This is a genomic window from Nocardia macrotermitis, assembly GCF_009604405.1.
GTDB lineage: Bacteria > Actinomycetota > Actinomycetes > Mycobacteriales > Mycobacteriaceae > Nocardia > Nocardia macrotermitis.
Map to the genome: position 1 here is coordinate 18,294 of NZ_WEGK01000003.1, position 16,672 is coordinate 34,965.

Annotated in this window: 15 protein-coding genes and 2 tRNA genes; 12 read left to right on the forward strand and 5 right to left on the reverse strand. The window is 67.1% G+C overall.

Annotation, left to right across the window (positions count from 1 at the left end; all coding sequences use genetic code 11):
* Positions 1 to 81: 81 nt before the first annotated feature.
* The 5 genes from iolB to NRB20_RS07285 all read left to right on the forward strand — a co-directional run bounded on the left by iolB (position 82) and on the right by NRB20_RS07285 (position 4,163).
* Positions 82 to 969: a 5-deoxy-glucuronate isomerase gene (gene iolB, locus NRB20_RS07265; RefSeq protein ID WP_153408896.1), complete on the forward strand. Its 888-nt coding sequence runs from the start codon at positions 82 to 84 to the stop codon at positions 967 to 969.
* A gap of 262 nt (positions 970 to 1,231) precedes the next feature.
* On the forward strand, positions 1,232 to 3,073 hold the full coding sequence (iolD, locus tag NRB20_RS07270) for a 3D-(3,5/4)-trihydroxycyclohexane-1,2-dione acylhydrolase (decyclizing) (protein ID WP_153408898.1): 1,842 nt from the start codon (positions 1,232 to 1,234) through the stop codon (positions 3,071 to 3,073).
* 97 nt (positions 3,074 to 3,170) lie between these two features.
* Entirely contained in the window at positions 3,171 to 3,380 is a 210-nt protein-coding gene (locus NRB20_RS07275; protein ID WP_153408900.1) for a cold-shock protein, read from the forward strand.
* 90 nt (positions 3,381 to 3,470) lie between these two features.
* Positions 3,471 to 3,638, forward strand: coding sequence for a hypothetical protein (locus NRB20_RS07280; protein WP_153408902.1), 168 nt, complete (start codon positions 3,471 to 3,473; stop codon positions 3,636 to 3,638).
* Between the two features lie 321 nt (positions 3,639 to 3,959).
* The gene (locus tag NRB20_RS07285; protein WP_153409755.1) at positions 3,960 to 4,163 is read left to right on the forward strand and encodes a cold-shock protein; all 204 of its coding nucleotides are present in this window, start codon (positions 3,960 to 3,962) and stop codon (positions 4,161 to 4,163) included.
* Positions 4,164 to 4,241: 78 nt separating this feature from the next.
* Here the strand turns inward: NRB20_RS07285 and NRB20_RS37935 are convergent, their stop codons facing one another.
* Both NRB20_RS37935 and NRB20_RS07290 read right to left on the reverse strand, forming a co-directional pair.
* Positions 4,242 to 4,439, reverse strand: coding sequence for a hypothetical protein (locus tag NRB20_RS37935; protein ID WP_227833324.1), 198 nt, complete (start codon positions 4,437 to 4,439; stop codon positions 4,242 to 4,244).
* A complete protein-coding gene (locus tag NRB20_RS07290; protein WP_227833325.1) occupies positions 4,427 to 5,050 on the reverse strand; it encodes a nucleotidyltransferase domain-containing protein in 624 nt (207 codons plus the stop codon). Before NRB20_RS07290 ends, NRB20_RS37935 begins: the two co-directional genes overlap by 13 nt.
* Positions 5,051 to 5,257: 207 nt before the next feature.
* Between NRB20_RS07290 and NRB20_RS07295 the strand changes: the two genes are divergently transcribed.
* The 3 genes from NRB20_RS07295 to NRB20_RS07305 all read left to right on the forward strand — a co-directional run bounded on the left by NRB20_RS07295 (position 5,258) and on the right by NRB20_RS07305 (position 10,756).
* Positions 5,258 to 7,276, forward strand: a complete 2,019-nt coding sequence (locus NRB20_RS07295) for an ATP-binding protein (RefSeq protein WP_153408904.1) — start codon at positions 5,258 to 5,260, stop codon at positions 7,274 to 7,276.
* Positions 7,277 to 7,678: 402 nt separating this feature from the next.
* On the forward strand, positions 7,679 to 9,277 hold the full coding sequence (gene serA, locus NRB20_RS07300) for a phosphoglycerate dehydrogenase (RefSeq protein WP_319944590.1): 1,599 nt from the start codon (positions 7,679 to 7,681) through the stop codon (positions 9,275 to 9,277).
* A 471-nt stretch (positions 9,278 to 9,748) separates the two neighbouring features.
* Positions 9,749 to 10,756, forward strand: a complete 1,008-nt coding sequence (locus NRB20_RS07305; protein WP_153408908.1) for a 3-isopropylmalate dehydrogenase — start codon at positions 9,749 to 9,751, stop codon at positions 10,754 to 10,756.
* A 204-nt stretch (positions 10,757 to 10,960) separates the two neighbouring features.
* On the opposite strand, the gene NRB20_RS07310 is transcribed toward NRB20_RS07305, so the two are convergent.
* Positions 10,961 to 12,145, reverse strand: a complete 1,185-nt coding sequence (locus tag NRB20_RS07310) for an MFS transporter (protein WP_153408910.1) — start codon at positions 12,143 to 12,145, stop codon at positions 10,961 to 10,963.
* A 149-nt stretch (positions 12,146 to 12,294) separates the two neighbouring features.
* Between NRB20_RS07310 and NRB20_RS07315 the strand changes: the two genes are divergently transcribed.
* The 4 genes from NRB20_RS07315 to NRB20_RS07330 all read left to right on the forward strand — a co-directional run bounded on the left by NRB20_RS07315 (position 12,295) and on the right by NRB20_RS07330 (position 14,858).
* Positions 12,295 to 13,068 carry a fumarylacetoacetate hydrolase family protein gene (locus NRB20_RS07315; protein ID WP_153408912.1) on the forward strand — a complete coding sequence of 258 codons (774 nt, stop codon included), beginning with the start codon at positions 12,295 to 12,297 and terminating at the stop codon, positions 13,066 to 13,068.
* Between the two features lie 16 nt (positions 13,069 to 13,084).
* Positions 13,085 to 14,548, forward strand: a complete 1,464-nt coding sequence (gene gltX / locus NRB20_RS07320) for a glutamate--tRNA ligase (RefSeq protein WP_153408914.1) — start codon at positions 13,085 to 13,087, stop codon at positions 14,546 to 14,548.
* Between the two features lie 121 nt (positions 14,549 to 14,669).
* Positions 14,670 to 14,741: transfer RNA gene (locus NRB20_RS07325), tRNA-Gln, on the forward strand.
* A 44-nt stretch (positions 14,742 to 14,785) separates the two neighbouring features.
* A tRNA-Glu gene (locus tag NRB20_RS07330) sits at positions 14,786 to 14,858 on the forward strand.
* Positions 14,859 to 15,178: 320 nt separating this feature from the next.
* On the opposite strand, the gene NRB20_RS07335 is transcribed toward NRB20_RS07330, so the two are convergent.
* Complete coding sequence (locus NRB20_RS07335) at positions 15,179 to 15,679, reverse strand: pyridoxamine 5'-phosphate oxidase family protein (protein WP_153408916.1); 501 nt, start codon at positions 15,677 to 15,679, stop codon at positions 15,179 to 15,181.
* 64 nt (positions 15,680 to 15,743) lie between these two features.
* The gene (locus NRB20_RS07340) at positions 15,744 to 16,445 is read right to left on the reverse strand and encodes an IclR family transcriptional regulator (RefSeq protein WP_153408918.1); all 702 of its coding nucleotides are present in this window, start codon (positions 16,443 to 16,445) and stop codon (positions 15,744 to 15,746) included.
* Between the last annotated feature and the right edge of the window lie 227 nt (positions 16,446 to 16,672).

The window sequence follows — 16,672 nt, forward strand, 5'->3', positions numbered from 1 at the left end:
CGTAACGCCGGGAGCGTTGGCCGAGGGGCCGGGCGGGGCCTCTGCCGGGCGGCATCGCGGGTTGCGCCTCGAGGTCCCGCGATGAGCCGATTACACCGTCCCGCAGGAACTCTCACCGACAACGGTGATCCGGTTCTCCTGACTGCCGAGGACGCGGGCTGGACCTACACCGGCCTGCGGGTACTGCGGCTGGAAGCGGGTGCGCCCCGGACGTTGCACACCGGCGAGTACGAGGCATTCGTGCTGCCACTCGCCGGTGGTTGCACCGTCCGGGTGGACGGCGAGACCTTCGAATTGACCGGCCGCGACTCGGTTTTCACGCGCGTCACCGATTTCGCCTATGTCCCGCGCGATGCCGAGGTGGAACTCACCGCCTCGGCCGGAGCCGAGATCGCACTGCCGATGGCACGCTGCGAACGCAGACTGTCCGCGAAATACGGTGCGGCCGAGAATGTTCCGGTGGAGGTCCGGGGTTCGGGCCGAGCCACGAGACAGGTCACGAATTTCGGCGCCCCCGGCGTATGGGAGCACGCGGACAAACTCAACGCCTGCGAACTCGTCACCCCCGACGGCAACTGGTCCTCCTACCCGCCGCACAAGCACGACCGGGCCAGCGAATGCGAGGTCGTGAACGAGGAGATCTACTACTTCCGCATCGCCGGACGGGACGCGATCACCCCGTCTCGCGAGGGCTTCGGCATGCACCGCACCTACACCGCCGACGGCGAACTCGACGAGAACGTCGCCGTGCGCGACGGAGACGTATTCCTCATCCCGCGTGGCTTTCACGGCCCGTGCGTGGCCGCCCCGGGCTACCCGATGTACTACCTGAACGTGCTCGCGGGCCCGGCCCCCGAACGATCCATGGCCTTCTGCGACGATCCCGCCCACGGCTGGGTCCGCGACACCTGGGCCACGATGACGCCCGATCCCCGCTGCCCGGTCACCGACCATCGAGGCCGCCGGTGACGTCCCGGTCGCCCGACAGCCGGAGACGATCCCGCACGGTCGACCAGACCGAAATGCCGCCCATGCGCGGCGCCGGGTCACCGATCATCGGGTCGGCACGCGTCCGCCCGGCCGCCGCGATGATCCGCCCCGAACTCGACCACAATCTCGTTGGTACACAGCGCGTCACGATGGGTACTCGCCGAAAGCGAGCCGGGGCACACCGGCGAGCGGGCAGCACGACCCGGATGCCCCGCACACCCCGGAGAACGAGGAGCGACCGATGCGACTGACGACCGCGCAAGCGCTGGTGGCCTGGCTGATCGCGCAGCGGTCACAGACCTTGGACGGCCGCGAGGTGCCGCTGTTCCCCGCGGTTTTCGCGATCTTCGGCCACGGGAATGTCCTGGGCCTGGGCACCGCCCTCGAGGAACGCCGCGACGTGATCCCGGTCTGGCGTGGACATTCCGAGCAGGGGATGGCCCTGGCCGCGGTCGGCCTGGCCAAGGCCGTGCACCGCCGACAGGTCGGCGTGGTGACCTCCTCGATCGGCCCCGGCGCGCTGAACATGGTGACCGCCGCAGGTGTCGCACACGCGAATCGCCTTCCGCTGCTGCTGCTTCCGGGTGACGTGTTCACCGGCCGCGGCCCCGACCCGGTACTGCAACAGATCGAGCACTTCGGTGATCCGACCGTCACGGCGAACGACGCGTTCCGCCCGGTGAGCCGCTATTTCGACCGCATCACCCGGCCCGAGCAACTGCTCGCCACGCTGCCGCAGGTCGCCCGGGTACTCACCGATCCCGCCGATGCCGGACCGGTGACACTCGCACTGCCACAGGATGTTCAGGCCGAAACCTTCGACTTCCCCGACGTGCTGTTCGAACCGGTCGTCCACACCGTCACCCGACCACGCCCCGATCGCAGCGCCCTCACCACCGCCGCCGAAGCCCTACGCACCGCGCAACGCCCCCTGCTGATCCTCGGCGGCGGCGTGCGCTATTCGGGCGCGGGACCCCGAGCCGTGGAACTCGCTGAACGACACGGCATTCCGATCACCGAAACCACCGCGGGCCGCACCCTGGTCGCGCACGACCACCCGCTCTACGCCGGACCACTCGGCATCACCGGATCGACCTCGGCCGATTCCCTTGCCGCAGAGGCAGATCTGATCCTCGCGGTGGGAACTCGCCTGCAGGACTTCACAACCTCCTCCTGGACCGGCTTCGCCCCCGAGGCCCGGATGGTCACCATCAACGCCGCCCGCTTCGACGCGGTCAAACACGGCGCCCTCGCCGTGGTCGCGGATGCCGCTGCGGCACTGGAGGATCTGCAACCCGAACTGTCTGGCTGGCGGGTCGCTCGCGGCTGGACGACCCGCGCGGCGGCGGTCCGCGCGGAGTGGGACGACTACATCGATACCCTGCGCGCCCCGACCGCCGAACTACCGACCTACGCCCAGATCGTCGGCGCGGTCAACGATCTCAGCGATGCGGGCGACTACGTGATGACCTCCTCGGGCGGTCTGCCCGGTGAGCTGATCGGCGGCTGGCGAGCCGAGGGCGGCGAACCGACCATGGACGTCGAGTACGGATTCTCCTGTATGGGTTACGAACTCGCGGGCGCGTGGGGTGCGGCCATGGCGCATCGGCACGGTCTGGTCAGCACGCTGCTCGGGGACGGCTCGTATCTGATGCTCAACTCCGAACTGTTCTCCGCGGCCTTCGCCGGTCACCCGTTCGTCGCTGTGGTCTGTGACAACGACGGGTACGCGGTCATCGCGCGGCTGCAGGAGGGCCAGGGCGGCAACGGTTTCAACAATATGTATCGCGACTGCCGCACCAACCATCCGGTGCCGCCACGGGTGAATTTCGCCGCGCACGCGCATGCGCTGGGATGCGTGGTGTTCACCGCCTCGACCGCGGACGAATTCCGCGAGGCATACGCCCACGCCAGGCAGGCCGCGGTGCGGCAGCCGCGGCCCGCGGTGGTCGTGGTGCGTACGCATCCCGCGGCGTGGACCGAATCCGGTGCGTTCTGGCAGGTCGGCGTCCCCGAGCAACTGCCCGGGTTCGAAGAGCAGGCGGCCGGACTGACCCGTCAGGTGCGCTATCTGCGCCCCTGAAACCGGGGGCATTGCGCGCGACGCGCCGAATCGGCCTGGACTGCCGCTGATTGCCTCGCTATGGTTCGGCAGGCTCGATGGCGAGAAGGTATGTGATATGGCACAGGGCACGGTCAAGTGGTTCGACACCAAGAAGGGGTTCGGGTTCATCCGTCAGGACGACGGCGGGCCCGATGTCTTCGTCGACTACACCGAGCTGGAGGGCACCGGTTTCCGCGCACTGGTGGAGGGGCAGCGGGTGGTGTTCGAAATCCGGCACACCAAGACCGGCCCGGAGGCCAGGAGCGTCCGGATCGTGCAGAACTGACCGTGTGTGTCTCGACACACAGTTTCGTAATAATGTGCGCTGGGTCACTTTCCCGCAATTCTGGCTAACGGGTGTTTCAAGTTGCTCGATATGCCTGTCGAAAGCCGGTTCGGCCGGACGAAGACAGTGAAAGGCAATTTCATGATCCCCGTTATCATCGACACCGGTTCCGCTGCTCTGCACGGGCTGATCAGCACCGGCAGCGCTGCGTTCCACGGTATCCTGAACACGCTGTGGACCGGGTCTTTCGGCGGCTGAGCTCGCACGGCGGCCGAGTAGATCGGCACGGCGGCCGGTCCGGCGCGGGCAGTGTCCGGGACCGGCCGCCACCAATCCCGATCGGATCACGAAGCCCGTCGGCATCGTGTTCGCGATAAGCGGAACGGCGAACTGATCCGCTTATATCGGCACAATCACGAACCCGGATAATGGGTTCATCAGGTTTGCTGGCATATCGGGTGCAAACGTGTGCGCCGCGGAAACGCGGTGGCGCGTTCACCCCCGGGCATGGCAGGCTGGAACATCGAGACCGGGTCGTGCGGACGTTGGCCGGCCTGGCTCGTCTACAGAAGGTATGAAATGGCGCAAGGCGTAGTGAAGTGGTTCAACAGCGAGAAGGGCTTCGGGTTCATCGCTCAAGACGACGGTGGTCCAGACGTGTTCGTGCACTACTCGGCTGTAACCGGTAGCGGCTTCCGGTCGCTCGACGAGGGTCAGCGCGTGGAGTTCGAGATCGGCCAGGGCCAGAAGGGTCCGCAGGCCCAGGGCGTGCGCGTTATCTGAGTCCCCTGACTTGGTAAGGCTCCGCACCGATCGTGGTGCGGGGCCTTTCGCGTCTCCGGGGCCGGTTCGCAGGCGGGTTCAGCTCGCGGCCAGCGCCTGCGCGCGGAAGAACTCCGCCGCCTTCACCTTGGCCGCATCGCGGTCACGGCCCCGCGAACTCGGGAACTCCTCGACCGCCAGCGCGAACTCCCGATCGATGAACCGCGCGATCAGCTCCGGCGCCGCGCCACGGCCCATCTCGCGGGTGCGGGACTTGCGCTCGGTCAACTCACCCACGGCCGCAACGAAATCCGCGGGCAGTTCGCACCCGGCCAGCAGCGTCGGCAGATGCATCGGTGCCACCGCGGCCCCGGATGCTCGCGCAACCAGCGCAGCGCCATCGCCGGCCGCAGCGAATAGAACACCTTCTTCAACGAGCCGTTGTCCCCGAACAGCCGCCACTGGCGCTCACCCAGATGCAGATAGTGCCGGGCGACGCGGTCGCGATCGGCGATCTCGTGGGCCAACTCGCGCAGCTGATCCCGGAACGTCGCGTCCCCGCGATACAGGATCGGCGACATCAGCCATTCGATCAGCACCGCGTTGCCGTTCACCAGCAGCCGCAACGCCTTGGCCAGATCCCAGCCGTTCACATCCAGCACCGCGGTCAGCGGGGTCTCGATGACATCGCGCGCGGACCACGGCGACAGATAGCGATCCAACTCGGCGACATAGACGAAGCGGCAGTCGTAATCGGAGTCCGGGGACGGGAAACCCCAGGCGCGACTACCACTTTCGATGGCCAGCCGGATCGAGACGCGGTGCTCGGCGCAGATCCGATCCAGCTCGGCATCGATCGCCGCCACCACCGTGGGGTCCATCGAATCCGGGATCGCGCGCAGGCTCATCCGACCGATGCTACGGAGCGAATCCCCGGCCCTCCAATGTATTTGCACGCCGCAACGGTCATCGTTCCGTGATTTCCGGCCGGACCGGAACCTGCTCGTGACGACCTGGTCGTTCACCGTTCAACCCCTGGTCAACGAGGCCACGCAGCATGGAATCAGTGGTGGTAGCTGACCAGCGGCTGCCCACGGGCAGCGGAAGGCCCGACCATGGATGAAGATGTGCAGTCCGATCACAAGTACACGATGCGGATCAGCCGCTTGGCCATCGACAAGTTGGGAATCCGCCTCTACGACCGGGTTTCGGCGGTGCTGGCCGAACTCATCGCCAACTCCTACGACGCCGACGCCAGTGAGGTGGCGGTGTGGTTGCCGTGGGGTGTGACCCTCGCGGGCACGGTGCGCGGCGCGCAGGAGCCGCCGTATCAGATCGTCGTGACCGACAACGGCCACGGCATGACCGCCGACGAGGTCAACGAGCACTATCTGATGGTGGGTTCGGACCGCCGAATCCGTACGGGCTCGGACCTTTCGCGCGAACGCAGCCGACCCGTCATGGGCCGCAAGGGAATCGGCAAACTGGCCGCGTTCGGGATCTGCCGGACCATCGAGGTGATCAGCGCGGGCAGCGGCGAGGAGGATCGCACCGAGGCGGGATGGCCTGTGTCCCATATCGTTCTGGATCTCGACGACATGGTGCACGACACCGAGAGCGACTACTATCCGTCGGTCGGCGAGTTGGACGGCACCGTCGCGGCGCAGCGCGGCACCACCGTCATCCTGCGCGACTTCTTCCGCAAGCGGGTCAATTCCGGTGCGGAACTGAATCGTCAGCTCGCCGCGCGCTTCGGCATCGAACGTCCGGACTGGCGGGTCGAGGTGCACAACAGCGCCGCGCGGGAGACCGAGAGTTTCATCCTCAGCGATCTGCCGATCGATGTGATGGAGGAGACGCGCATCGATGTGGCCTCGCGGCCGGTGCCCGTGGGGCAGGAGTATCTGCCCGTGACCGGCTGGATCGCCTACTCGCGGCATCCGTACCGCGACGAGGCGATGGCGGGGGTGCGGATCTACGCGCGCGGCAAGATCGTCGCGCAGACAAGGGATTTCGGTATCGCGGCCGGATTCACCGGTGAGTACAAACTGCGTTCCTACCTGGTCGGGGCCATCCACGTGGACTGGCTCGACGACGACGAGGATCTGGTGCGCTCGGATCGCCAGGACATCATCTGGAACTCCGGGCGCGGTGAGGCGCTGGCCGCGTGGGGACGTGAGCTCATCGCCGAGATCGGGCGGATGGGGGAGCGTTCGATCCGGCGGCGGGTGTGGGAGGAGTTCGTCGACCGGTCGCACATCTATCGGACGCTGGAGGCGATCGCGCCGGGCGACAGGATGTTTCGCGAATCGGTGGCCGCCGCCGCGCGAATTCTGGTGGCCAACAAGGACCGTGCCGCGCTTGACGATCCCAGTCATGTGGAAAGCATTGTGCGCCTTGCTCTTTCGCTTGGTCCGCAGCGCAGTCTGCTGGAGACGTTGCAGCAGATCGCCGAGGATTCCGATCCGCGCCTGGATGTCGTGGTGGCACTGTTCGAACGGGCTCGGGTCGCGGAGATCTACTCGCTCGGGCAGATCGCCGGGGAACGAGTCGCGGTGGTGGACAAGCTACATGCGCTCATCGACGATCGTCGTTCGCTCGAGCGTCCCTTCCAGGAACTCATCGAACGCGCGCCGTGGCTGCTCGCGCCGGAGTGGACTCCGCTGGGCATGAACGAATCGCTCACTCGCGTCCGCGCGGCCTTCGAGCGTTGGTACACACAGAAATTCGGCTCCACCCTGGTGACCTCGGCCATCGGCAGCGCCAAGCGCGAACCCGATTTCGTGCTGCTGCACGACGCCGGTGAACTCTGGATCGTGGAGATCAAGCGGATGGACTACCACCTCACCGACGAGGAGTACAACCGCGCGATCAACTACCTCTACGCGCTGGACACCTTCCTCACCGAGAACCCCCGCATCGGCGACCAGTTCCCCCGCCGCCGCCTCACCTTCATCGTCGACCACATCGACCGCCTCCGCCCCGCCTCCCTGTCCTCCCTCGACAGCGACTCCCGCATCGACCGCCGCACCTGGCGCGAACTCCTGGACTCCACCCTCCGCGCCCACCGCGACTTCCTCGAACGGGTCTACGCGATGCGCGGGCTGGAAGAGGAACGCGAGCAAGCGGGGTAGGCGGGACAGCGCCGCTGTCGGGATATCTGCGCGGGGGAGTCACTTTCGACGTGGCTGTCCCTGATTCGCGTTGTGCCGCTGAGCGCGACTTCCCCGAGCGGGTGTATGCGATGCGTGGGCTGGAGGTAGTGCACGGGCGTTCGGGGGTTGGAGGCAGACTTGGCCCGAACTGTCCGGCGCGCAGGTCGGGGATGTGTCATACATTTTCGCGCGCACGTGCCGCGTGGCGCGCGGGCGGGCTGTGCGGTCACCGCGACGTACTGTCATCGCGCCAATGAGACCGAGGTCACCCCTGGTGCGGGCGTGTGAGCGGATCCGACCACCCGCACTGGCGGCCGCAGACGAGCCGATTAAGCTTGGCCCCGGTAAATGCCGATCCCTCGCTTCCCAGGAGTGCCCCCAGTGAGCCAAAATGGCCGTCCTGTTGTTCTGATCGCCGACAAGCTCGCCCAGTCGACCGTCGATGCGCTCGGTGACGGTGTCGAGGTGCGCTGGGTCGACGGGCCCAACCGGCCCGAACTGCTGGCCGCCGTGCCCGAGGCCGACGCGCTGCTGGTCCGGTCCGCCACCACCGTCGACGCCGAGGTCCTCGACGCCGGGCGGAAGCTGAAGATCGTCGCCCGCGCTGGCGTCGGCCTGGACAACGTCGACGTGCCCGCCGCCACCGAGCGCGGCGTGATGGTCGTCAACGCGCCGACCTCCAACATCCACACCGCCGCCGAGCACGCGGTCACGCTGATGCTGTCCGCCGCGCGCCAGATTCCGGCCGCCGACGCCACCCTGCGCGAACACACCTGGAAGCGCAGCAAGTTCAACGGTGTGGAGATCTTCGGCAAGACCGTCGGCGTCATCGGCCTGGGCCGCATCGGGCAGCTGTTCGCCGCGCGTCTGGCCGCCTTCGAGACCAAGATCGTCGCCTACGACCCCTACGTGTCGCCCGCGCGCGCCGCGCAGCTGGGCATCGAGCTGCTCGAGCTGGACGAGGTGCTCTCGCGCGCCGACCTGATCTCGGTGCACCTGCCCAAGACTCCCGAGACCAAGGGCCTGCTGTCGGCGGAGAAGCTGGCGCTGACCAAGCCGGGCGTCATCATCGTCAACGCCGCGCGCGGCGGGCTGATCGACGAGGCCGCCCTCGCCGACGCGATCAAGTCGGGTCACGTGCGCGGCGCCGGTATCGACGTCTACGAGACCGAGCCCTGCACCGACAGCCCGCTGTTCGAACTGCCGCAGGTCGTGGTGACCCCGCACCTGGGCGCGTCCACCTCCGAGGCCCAGGATCGCGCGGGCACCGATGTGGCAAAGTCCGTATTGCTCGCTCTCGCAGGCGAATTCGTGCCCGGCGCGGTGAACGTGACCGGCGGCGCGGTGGACGAGTTCGTCGCGCCGTGGCTGGAGATCGTGCGCAAGCAGGGTGCGCTGCTGGGCGCCCTCGCCGACGAACTGCCGGTCAGCCTCGAGGTGCAGGTGCGCGGCGAGCTGAGCGCGCATGACGTTGCGGTACTGGAACTTTCGGCCCTGCGCGGCATCTTCTCCGCGCTGATCGAGGATTCGGTGACGTTCGTCAACGCCCCCTCGCTGGCCAAGGAGCGCGGCATCGAGGCGACCGTCTCGACCGCCACCGAGAGCCCCTCGCACCGCAGCCTGGTCGATGTGCGCGCGGTGTTCGGCGACGGCCGCACCCTGAACGTGTCCGGCGCGCTGACCGAGCCCGAGCTCGTGCAGAAGATCGTCAACGTCAACGGCCGCAACTACGATATGCGCGCCGAGGGCCTGAACCTGGCTGTGCTCAACTACGAGGATCGTCCCGGCGCGCTGGGCCGCATCGGCACCGCCCTCGGCGAGGCCGGAATCGACATCCAGGCCGCCCAGCTGAGCCAGGACGTCGACCAGGAGGGCGCGACCGTCATCCTGCGCGTGAACAGCGACGTCCCCGCCGACGTGCGCGCCGCCATCGCCGAGGTCGTCGGCGCTGCCAAGGTCACCCAGGTCGACCTCAGCTGATCCGCTCCCGCAACATGTTTCGCGCCCCTTCCCGCTTCGGCGAGAAGGGGCGCGGCGCGTTCCGCACCGGGTATGTGCACGGTGGTACTTCCCGGATACTCGCCTCGACTGCGGGAGTGCGGGAGTGCGGGAGTGCGGGAGTGCGGGAGTGCGGGAGTGCGGGAGTGCGGGAGTGCCGGAGTGCCGGAGTCCCCGAGTGCTCGGGTGTCCTTGTGCTCGAACACTGGGGGCGTCCGGATTCGGATTCGGCCGTCGGCGTCATGGTGCAGTCGATGTCGTGCTGTCGAGGTGTACGGGCGGGCGCGTGAATCGCGCCGAATCTCACGGATTGAGAGCTGCTTGCCCTGGTGGCGGGGGGAATCCGGGTACCGGATAGGGTGGCGATGCCTGCCGCGCGGACGGGTTGTCCGGCGGAAAAATACGGTTGATACGGCCGCGGTGGTCGATGCGAACGAACGGAGCCCTGCCCTGATGAAACTGGCTGTCATTCCCGGTGACGGTATCGGACCCGAGGTCATCGCCGAGGCGCTCAAGGTGCTCGACGTGGTGGTGCCGGGTGTCGAGAAGACCCATTACGACCTGGGCGCCAAGCGATATCACGCGACCGGTGAGGTGCTGCCGGATTCGGTACTGCCCGAGCTGAAGCAGCACGACGCGATCCTGCTCGGCGCGATCGGCGATCCGTCGGTGCCCAGCGGTCTGCTCGAGCGCGGACTGCTGCTGCACACCCGGTTCGCGCTGGATCATCACGTGAATCTGCGTCCGTCGCGGCTGTTTCCGGGCGTGACCAGCCCGCTGTCGGGGAACCCGGACATCGATTTCGTCGTCGTGCGCGAGGGCACCGAGGGCCCGTACACCGGCACCGGCGGCGCGATCCGCGTCAACACGCCGCACGAGGTCGCCACCGAGGTCAGCACGAACACCCGCTTCGGCATCGAGCGCGTGGTGCGGTACGCCTTCGCCGCCGCCCAGCAGCGTCGCAAGCACCTGACCCTGCTGCACAAGACCAATGTGCTGTCCTTCGCCGGTTCGCTGTGGCAGCGCACGGTGACCGAGGTCGGCGCCGAGTACCCGGACGTCGAGATCGCCTATCAGCACATCGACGCCGCGACCATCCACATGGTGACCGATCCGGGCCGCTTCGATGTGATCGTCACCGACAACCTGTTCGGCGACATCATCACCGATCTGGCCGCCGCGGTCTCGGGCGGTATCGGCCTGGCCGCGTCGGGTAATATCGATGCCTCGGGCGTCAACCCGAGCATGTTCGAGCCCGTGCACGGCAGCGCCCCCGATATCGCGGGTGAGTCCAAGGCCGATCCGACCGCCGCGATCCTGTCGGTCGCGCTGCTGCTGAACCACCTCGGCCGCACCGACGAGGCCGCGCGCATCGAGTCCGCCGTGGCGAAGGATCTGTCCTCGCGCTCCGGCGTCGCCTCCACCGTGGAGATCGGCGACCGCATCGCCGCCGCGGTCTGACCGTTCACGTCCAGGCTCCGCGTCCGAATCTCTTCGGGCGCGGGGCCTTTCGGTTGTAGCGTCAATATCGAGAACGTCGTCCGGCGTGCGCTCGATTGCGAATGTCGAGGCGGACAAGACATTTCGGATGGGCTATTCGATCTTGTTCGCGCGGAAGGGATTCCGAGCTTCAACCGTTCCGGATGGGATGAAACAGCGAGGGCGTCAGGGGCGGCGGCGGTCCCGCGGAACGAGCGGCACGGCGGCAATTGCGCAGGTCGCAGCCGCTAAATACGCGGCGGGGAAACCCCATGCGGTGATGAGCGCACCGAAGACGGGAGCCACCGTGGCGGTCGCGAGGTACTGCCCGGTGTTCTGGATACCCAGTCCGCGACCGCTCCAGAAGGGTCCGGCGATCTCGGCGACGGCGGTGAAGGACAGGCCGTTGTCGGCGACGGTGATGACCGACGCGATCACCAGTATCGGCAGTGCGGCCCACCACCAGTGCAGCCAAGCCGAAAAGCCAAGTGCCGCCATGGAAATCACTGCTGCGATCGCAATAGTGCGTAGCGGACGCAGGCGGCTGCCGAGGCGATCGGACCAGATTCCCGCGCCGATCCGTCCCGCCGCACCCAGGATCTGCGTCACTGTGACGAGAACGCCCGCGGCCGCAAGTGCCAGTCCGACAGCATGATTCAGCCACAACAGGGCGAACGTCCACACCGTCGCCTGCGGGATGACCAGCAGTACCGAGACGGCGTGAATGCGCCACAGCGTCGTATCGGAACGGTAGGGATTGTCCGAATTCACCTGTGTGGCAGTACGTTCGGGACGCGGCGGATCGATGATCCCGATCGCGCAGCCGATCACGGCGGCCGCGGCCATCAGCGCGGGAACCAGTATCGCGGTGGAAAACCCCTGTGCCGCCGCAATTGCCGGGATCGCCAGCGCCGCGATGCCGACGCCGATCGGCTGCGCGGTCTGCCGGATACCCATCGCCAGTCCGCGTTGATCGGGTGGGAACCAGCCCGCGATCACCCGTCCGCTAGCACCGTTGGTGCTCGCCGCGCCGATGCCCGCCAGCAGCAGCAATCCGCCCAGCACAAGGTAATTCGTGGTGGCGGCCGCGGCCACGCCCGCGCCGAACATCAGCAGCGGACCGACGATCAGCACCGTGCGTTCGCCGAACCGGTCCACCGCGTAACCCCATGCGATCAGGGTGCAGACCATGCCGACCATCGGCATCGCGACCAGCAGACCGGCTGTGGCCAAGGGCATTCCGCGTTCGGTGAGGGCGGGCAGCAGGAACGGCGCGCCGTTGCTCATCACCGCGCTGGCGGCCTGTGCGAACACGCCGAGCGCGAGCATCACCCACCGTCGAGTGGTGCTCAGCTGGGTAACGGCCACCATATCCTCACCTCATATCTCAAATATTGGGATAGATATCTTATATTCTGAACTCGCGTATCACCGTACACCCGGTCCGGGGCCGGGTGCGCGGCGGTGCTGTGCAGACCGGGTGGTCGGCCCCATACCACCTGGTGGATAGACTGCGAGCCATGCGTCTAGGTCGAGTTGCCAGCCCCGATGGGGTCGCGTTCGTGAGCATCGAAGGAACCACCTCCGATGGTGTTGCCAAGGAGATCGCCGAACATCCGTTCGGCACGCCGACCTTCACCGGCCGCAGTTGGCCGGTCGCCGATGTGCGGCTGCTCGCGCCGATCCTGGCCAGCAAGGTGGTGTGCATCGGCAAGAACTACGCCGCGCATGCCCGCGAGATGGGCGGCGAGGCGCCGCAGGATCCGGTGATCTTCCTCAAACCCAACACCTCGATCGCCGGACCGAACTCGGCAATCGTGTTGCCGCCCAGTTCCTCTCAGGTCGATTACGAGGGCGAGCTCGCGATCGTCATCGGACGTCCGTGCAAGGACGTGCCCGCCGCCCGCGCCCGCGAGGTGATCCTCGGCTACACCGTCGCCAACGACGTCACCGCCCGCGACCAGCAGCGCCACGACGGCCAGTGGACCCGCGGCAAGGGTTACGACACCTTCTGCCCGCTCGGCCCCTGGATCGAAACCGAGCTGGACCCAACGGATCTGGAGATCGTCACCGAACTCGACGGCGAGGTCCGCCAGCGCAGCCGGACATCACTTCTGCTGCACGATATTCCGAAGCTGATCGAGTGGATCACCACCGTGATGACGCTGCTGCCCGGCGATGTGATCCTCACCGGCACACCCGAAGGTGTGGGACCGATGCAGGATGGGCAAACCGTCTCCGTGACCGTCGAGGGCATCGGCACCCTCACCAATCCCGTTGCCGCCAAACGCTGATCGGAGAGTTGGAGATATGACGGACGTACGCGTACGTTTCTGCCCGTCGCCGACCGGCACCCCGCACGTCGGGCTGGTCCGCACGGCTCTGTTCAACTGGGCGTTCGCCCGACATCACGGTGGCGCCTTCGTCTTCCGCATCGAAGACACCGACGCCGCACGCGATTCCGACGAGTCGTACCACGCGCTGTTGGACGCGCTGCGCTGGCTCGGACTCACCTGGGACGAGGGGCCGGAGGTCGGCGGACCCTATGCGCCGTACCGGCAATCGCTGCGCCGGGATCTGCACCTGGACATCGTGCGAAGGTTGCTGGAGGCGGGAGAAGCGTACGAATCGTTCTCCACCCCAGAGGAAGTCGAGGCCCGGCATCGTGCCGCGGGACGCGATCCCAAGCTCGGTTACGACAACTTCGACCGCGACCTGACCGACGCGCAGATCGCCGAGTTCAAGGCTCAGGGCCGTGGTCCGGTGATCCGGTTGCGGATGCCGGACAAGGACATCGGCTGGCACGATCTGGTGCGCGGTGAGACCACCATCAAGGCCGGTGTGGTGCCCGACTTCGCGATCACCCGGGGCACCGGCGAACCGCTGTACACCCTGGTCAATCCGGTCGACGACGCATTGATGAAGATCACCCACGTACTGCGCGGCGAGGACATTCTGTCCTCCACCCCCCGGCAGATCGCGCTGTACGAGGCGCTGGCCCGGATCGGGGTCGCCGAGTTCACTCCGCAGTTCGGTCATCTGCCCTTCGTGATGGGGCAGGGCAACAAGAAGTTGTCCAAACGCGACCCCGAGTCGAATCTGTTCGTGCACCGGGACCGGGGATTCATTCCCGAGGGTTTGCTGAATTACCTGGCTTTGCTCGGGTGGAGTATCGGCGAGGACCGGGACATCTTCTCGATGCAGGAGATGGTCGAGGCATTCGACATATCGAAAGTAAATTCGAATCCGGCCCGGTTCGACCAGAAGAAGGCCGACGCCGTCAACGCCGAGCACATTCGTTTGCTGGAGCCCGCGGATTTCGCTCATCGACTCCGCAGCTACCTCACCGGGCAGGGCCACATCGGCGCGGAAGTCGACGACGCGCTTTTCGCGGCCGCCGCCGAGTTGGTGCAGACCCGGATCGTGGTTCTCGGGGACGCCTGGGACTTGTTGAAGTTCCTGTTCCTGCCGCCCGCGGAGTTCACCGTCGACGAGGCCGCAGCGCAAAAGAATCTGGGACCCGACGCGACACCGGTCCTACAGGCCGCCATCGCCGCGCTGGAGGGCATTTCGGACTGGTCGGCAATCGCACTCGAAGAGGCGCTGAAAACCGCTCTGGTGGACGATCTGGGCCTCAAACCGCGTAAGGCGTTCGCACCAGTGCGAGTGGCGGTCACCGGGTCGCACATCAGCCCGCCGCTGTACGAGTCGATGGAACTGCTCGGCCGGGAGTTGTCCATGCAGCGCCTGCGCGCCGCGCAAACCTCGAACTGACCGCCTCGCACCCAGGATGACCAGGCGATTTGTATAAAGCGGGTAGGGGGCTGGTAATCTTCTCCCCGGCCCGGAAACGAGCCTCCAGCCCACCGGGACGGAGGCAGAACGCCCAGGTCATTGGGGTATGGTGTAATTGGCAACACAGCTGATTCTGGTTCAGCCATTCTAGGTTCGAGTCCTGGTACCCCAGCAGAGTGCTGGCCGTGTCGTTCGATCCGGCCGATCACTCGTCCTGGCCCCGTCGTCTAGCGGCCTAGGACGCCGCCCTCTCAAGGCGGTAGCGCGGGTTCAAATCCCGTCGGGGCTACACACAGTGGACGGCTCATGCTCATGGAGAGCATGAGCCGTTCTGTGTTTCGCTATAACTGTGGGGCCCGGCCCCCACACCCCCACGCCGGAGGGGCTTCGCCCCCCGGACCCCCCAGTGCGGTGGTCACTTTGGTGGCAGGCGATGTTCCTGATGTTGGCGTGGATGGGCTGGCTTTGTCTCGCTCGGGTGCGGCCAGTGGTGTTCTGGTCTCGTTCGTCGAGGCTGGCGTCCCCGGTTTCGTGAGGGCGGAGACGTTCCCGGCCTCGTCGGGTGGGGGATGTGCCTGGTCCGACAAGGCGGGTGGTGGGAACGTTCGGTCAGTTGTTCAAGGGCCAGGTGGAGCCGGCTGGGGGCATTTCGGGCATGTTGAGTTTGCGGTGGTCCCAGCTGCGGGTGCGGTCCGGGACGAGGCGGACTGCTACTCGTTTGTTGAGCATGGCTTCGACCATGGGGCGGAGGTCTTCGGTGTAGGGGCCGGTGTAGCGCTCCCAGACGCTGATTCCTACTTTGAAGAGGGCTTCGGGGTCGTCGACGATCTCGGCGCGGCCTTCGATGGAGACGCCGCGGAGTTGGTCGTAGCTGTCGCCCGCTTCGATCAGGACGGTGACGCGGGGGTCGCGGCGGATGTTGACCGCCTTCTGCGATTTGCCCTTGGTTTCGAACCAGATCTCGCCGTCTACCAGGCCGTACCACATGGCGGTCAGGTGGGGCAGGCCCTTGGGGCCGAGGGTGCCCAGCGTGATGATGCGGCTGCGCTCGAGGAAGCCGGTGATCTCGTCGTCGGACATCACGATCTGTGCGCGTTGATTCACTCCCATGGGCCGACTGTAGTTTACGGCGTATGGTGCGCGTCACATGGCCGTCGTCACATACCTGGCGGGATCAGAGGCGTTTGTGCAGGGCGTCGGCGGCGGCGACCAGGTCGGCGGCCCAGCGTGCGCCCGGACGACGTCCCATCCGGTCGATCGGTCCGGATACCGACACCGCCGCGACGACCGCGCCCGCCGTATCGCGCACGGGCGCGGAAATGCTGGCCACCCCGGCCGCGCGTTCGGCCGCGCTCTGTGCCCAGCCGCGGCGGCGCACCTCGGCCAGCGCGCGTTCGCCGAAGACCGCCTCGGGCAGGACGCTGCGTTGCAGTTCCGGATCCGCCCAGGCCAGCAGGACCTTGGCCGCGGAACCGGCGGTCAGCGGCAGGCGCGCGCCGACGGGGACGGTGTCGCGCAGCCCGGAGGCCGGTTCGAGGGCGGCGATGGCGATGCGCGAATGGCCGTCCAGGCGATAGAGCTGCACACTTTCCCCGGTGATCTCGCGCAGCCGGGGCAGGACGACCGCTGCGGCGTCGAGCATGGGATCCTGCGCGGTGCTGGCGAGTTCGGACAGCGCGGGGCCGGGCTGCCACAGGCCGTTGGCGTCGCGGGCCAGCATGCGGTGCGTTTCCAGGCCCACGGCGAGCCGGTGCGCGGTCGCCCGGGGCAGCCCGGTGCGCGCGCACAGCTCGTTGAGGCCACAGGGCTGCTCGGCCACCGCGTAGAGCACGGTCATGGCTTTGTCGAGCACCCCGATACCGCTATGCTGTCTCATAGGACGATATTTAAGTCTCAGATAATGAGATTTGCAAACTCGTCCGGAACTTCACCCAGCCCGGTGGAGAACCATTGGAACAACCACGCAATCTCCGCTCTCGACCAGCCCGCACGGAGCGAGCCGTGCGAGCGGCCGTTCGCGGTCGGCCCACCCGTTGCGCCCTCGGAACACAGGGCGCAGCCCGAGTCTCGAAGGCGCGACCACGAGTCTCGGGGCCGCGAACC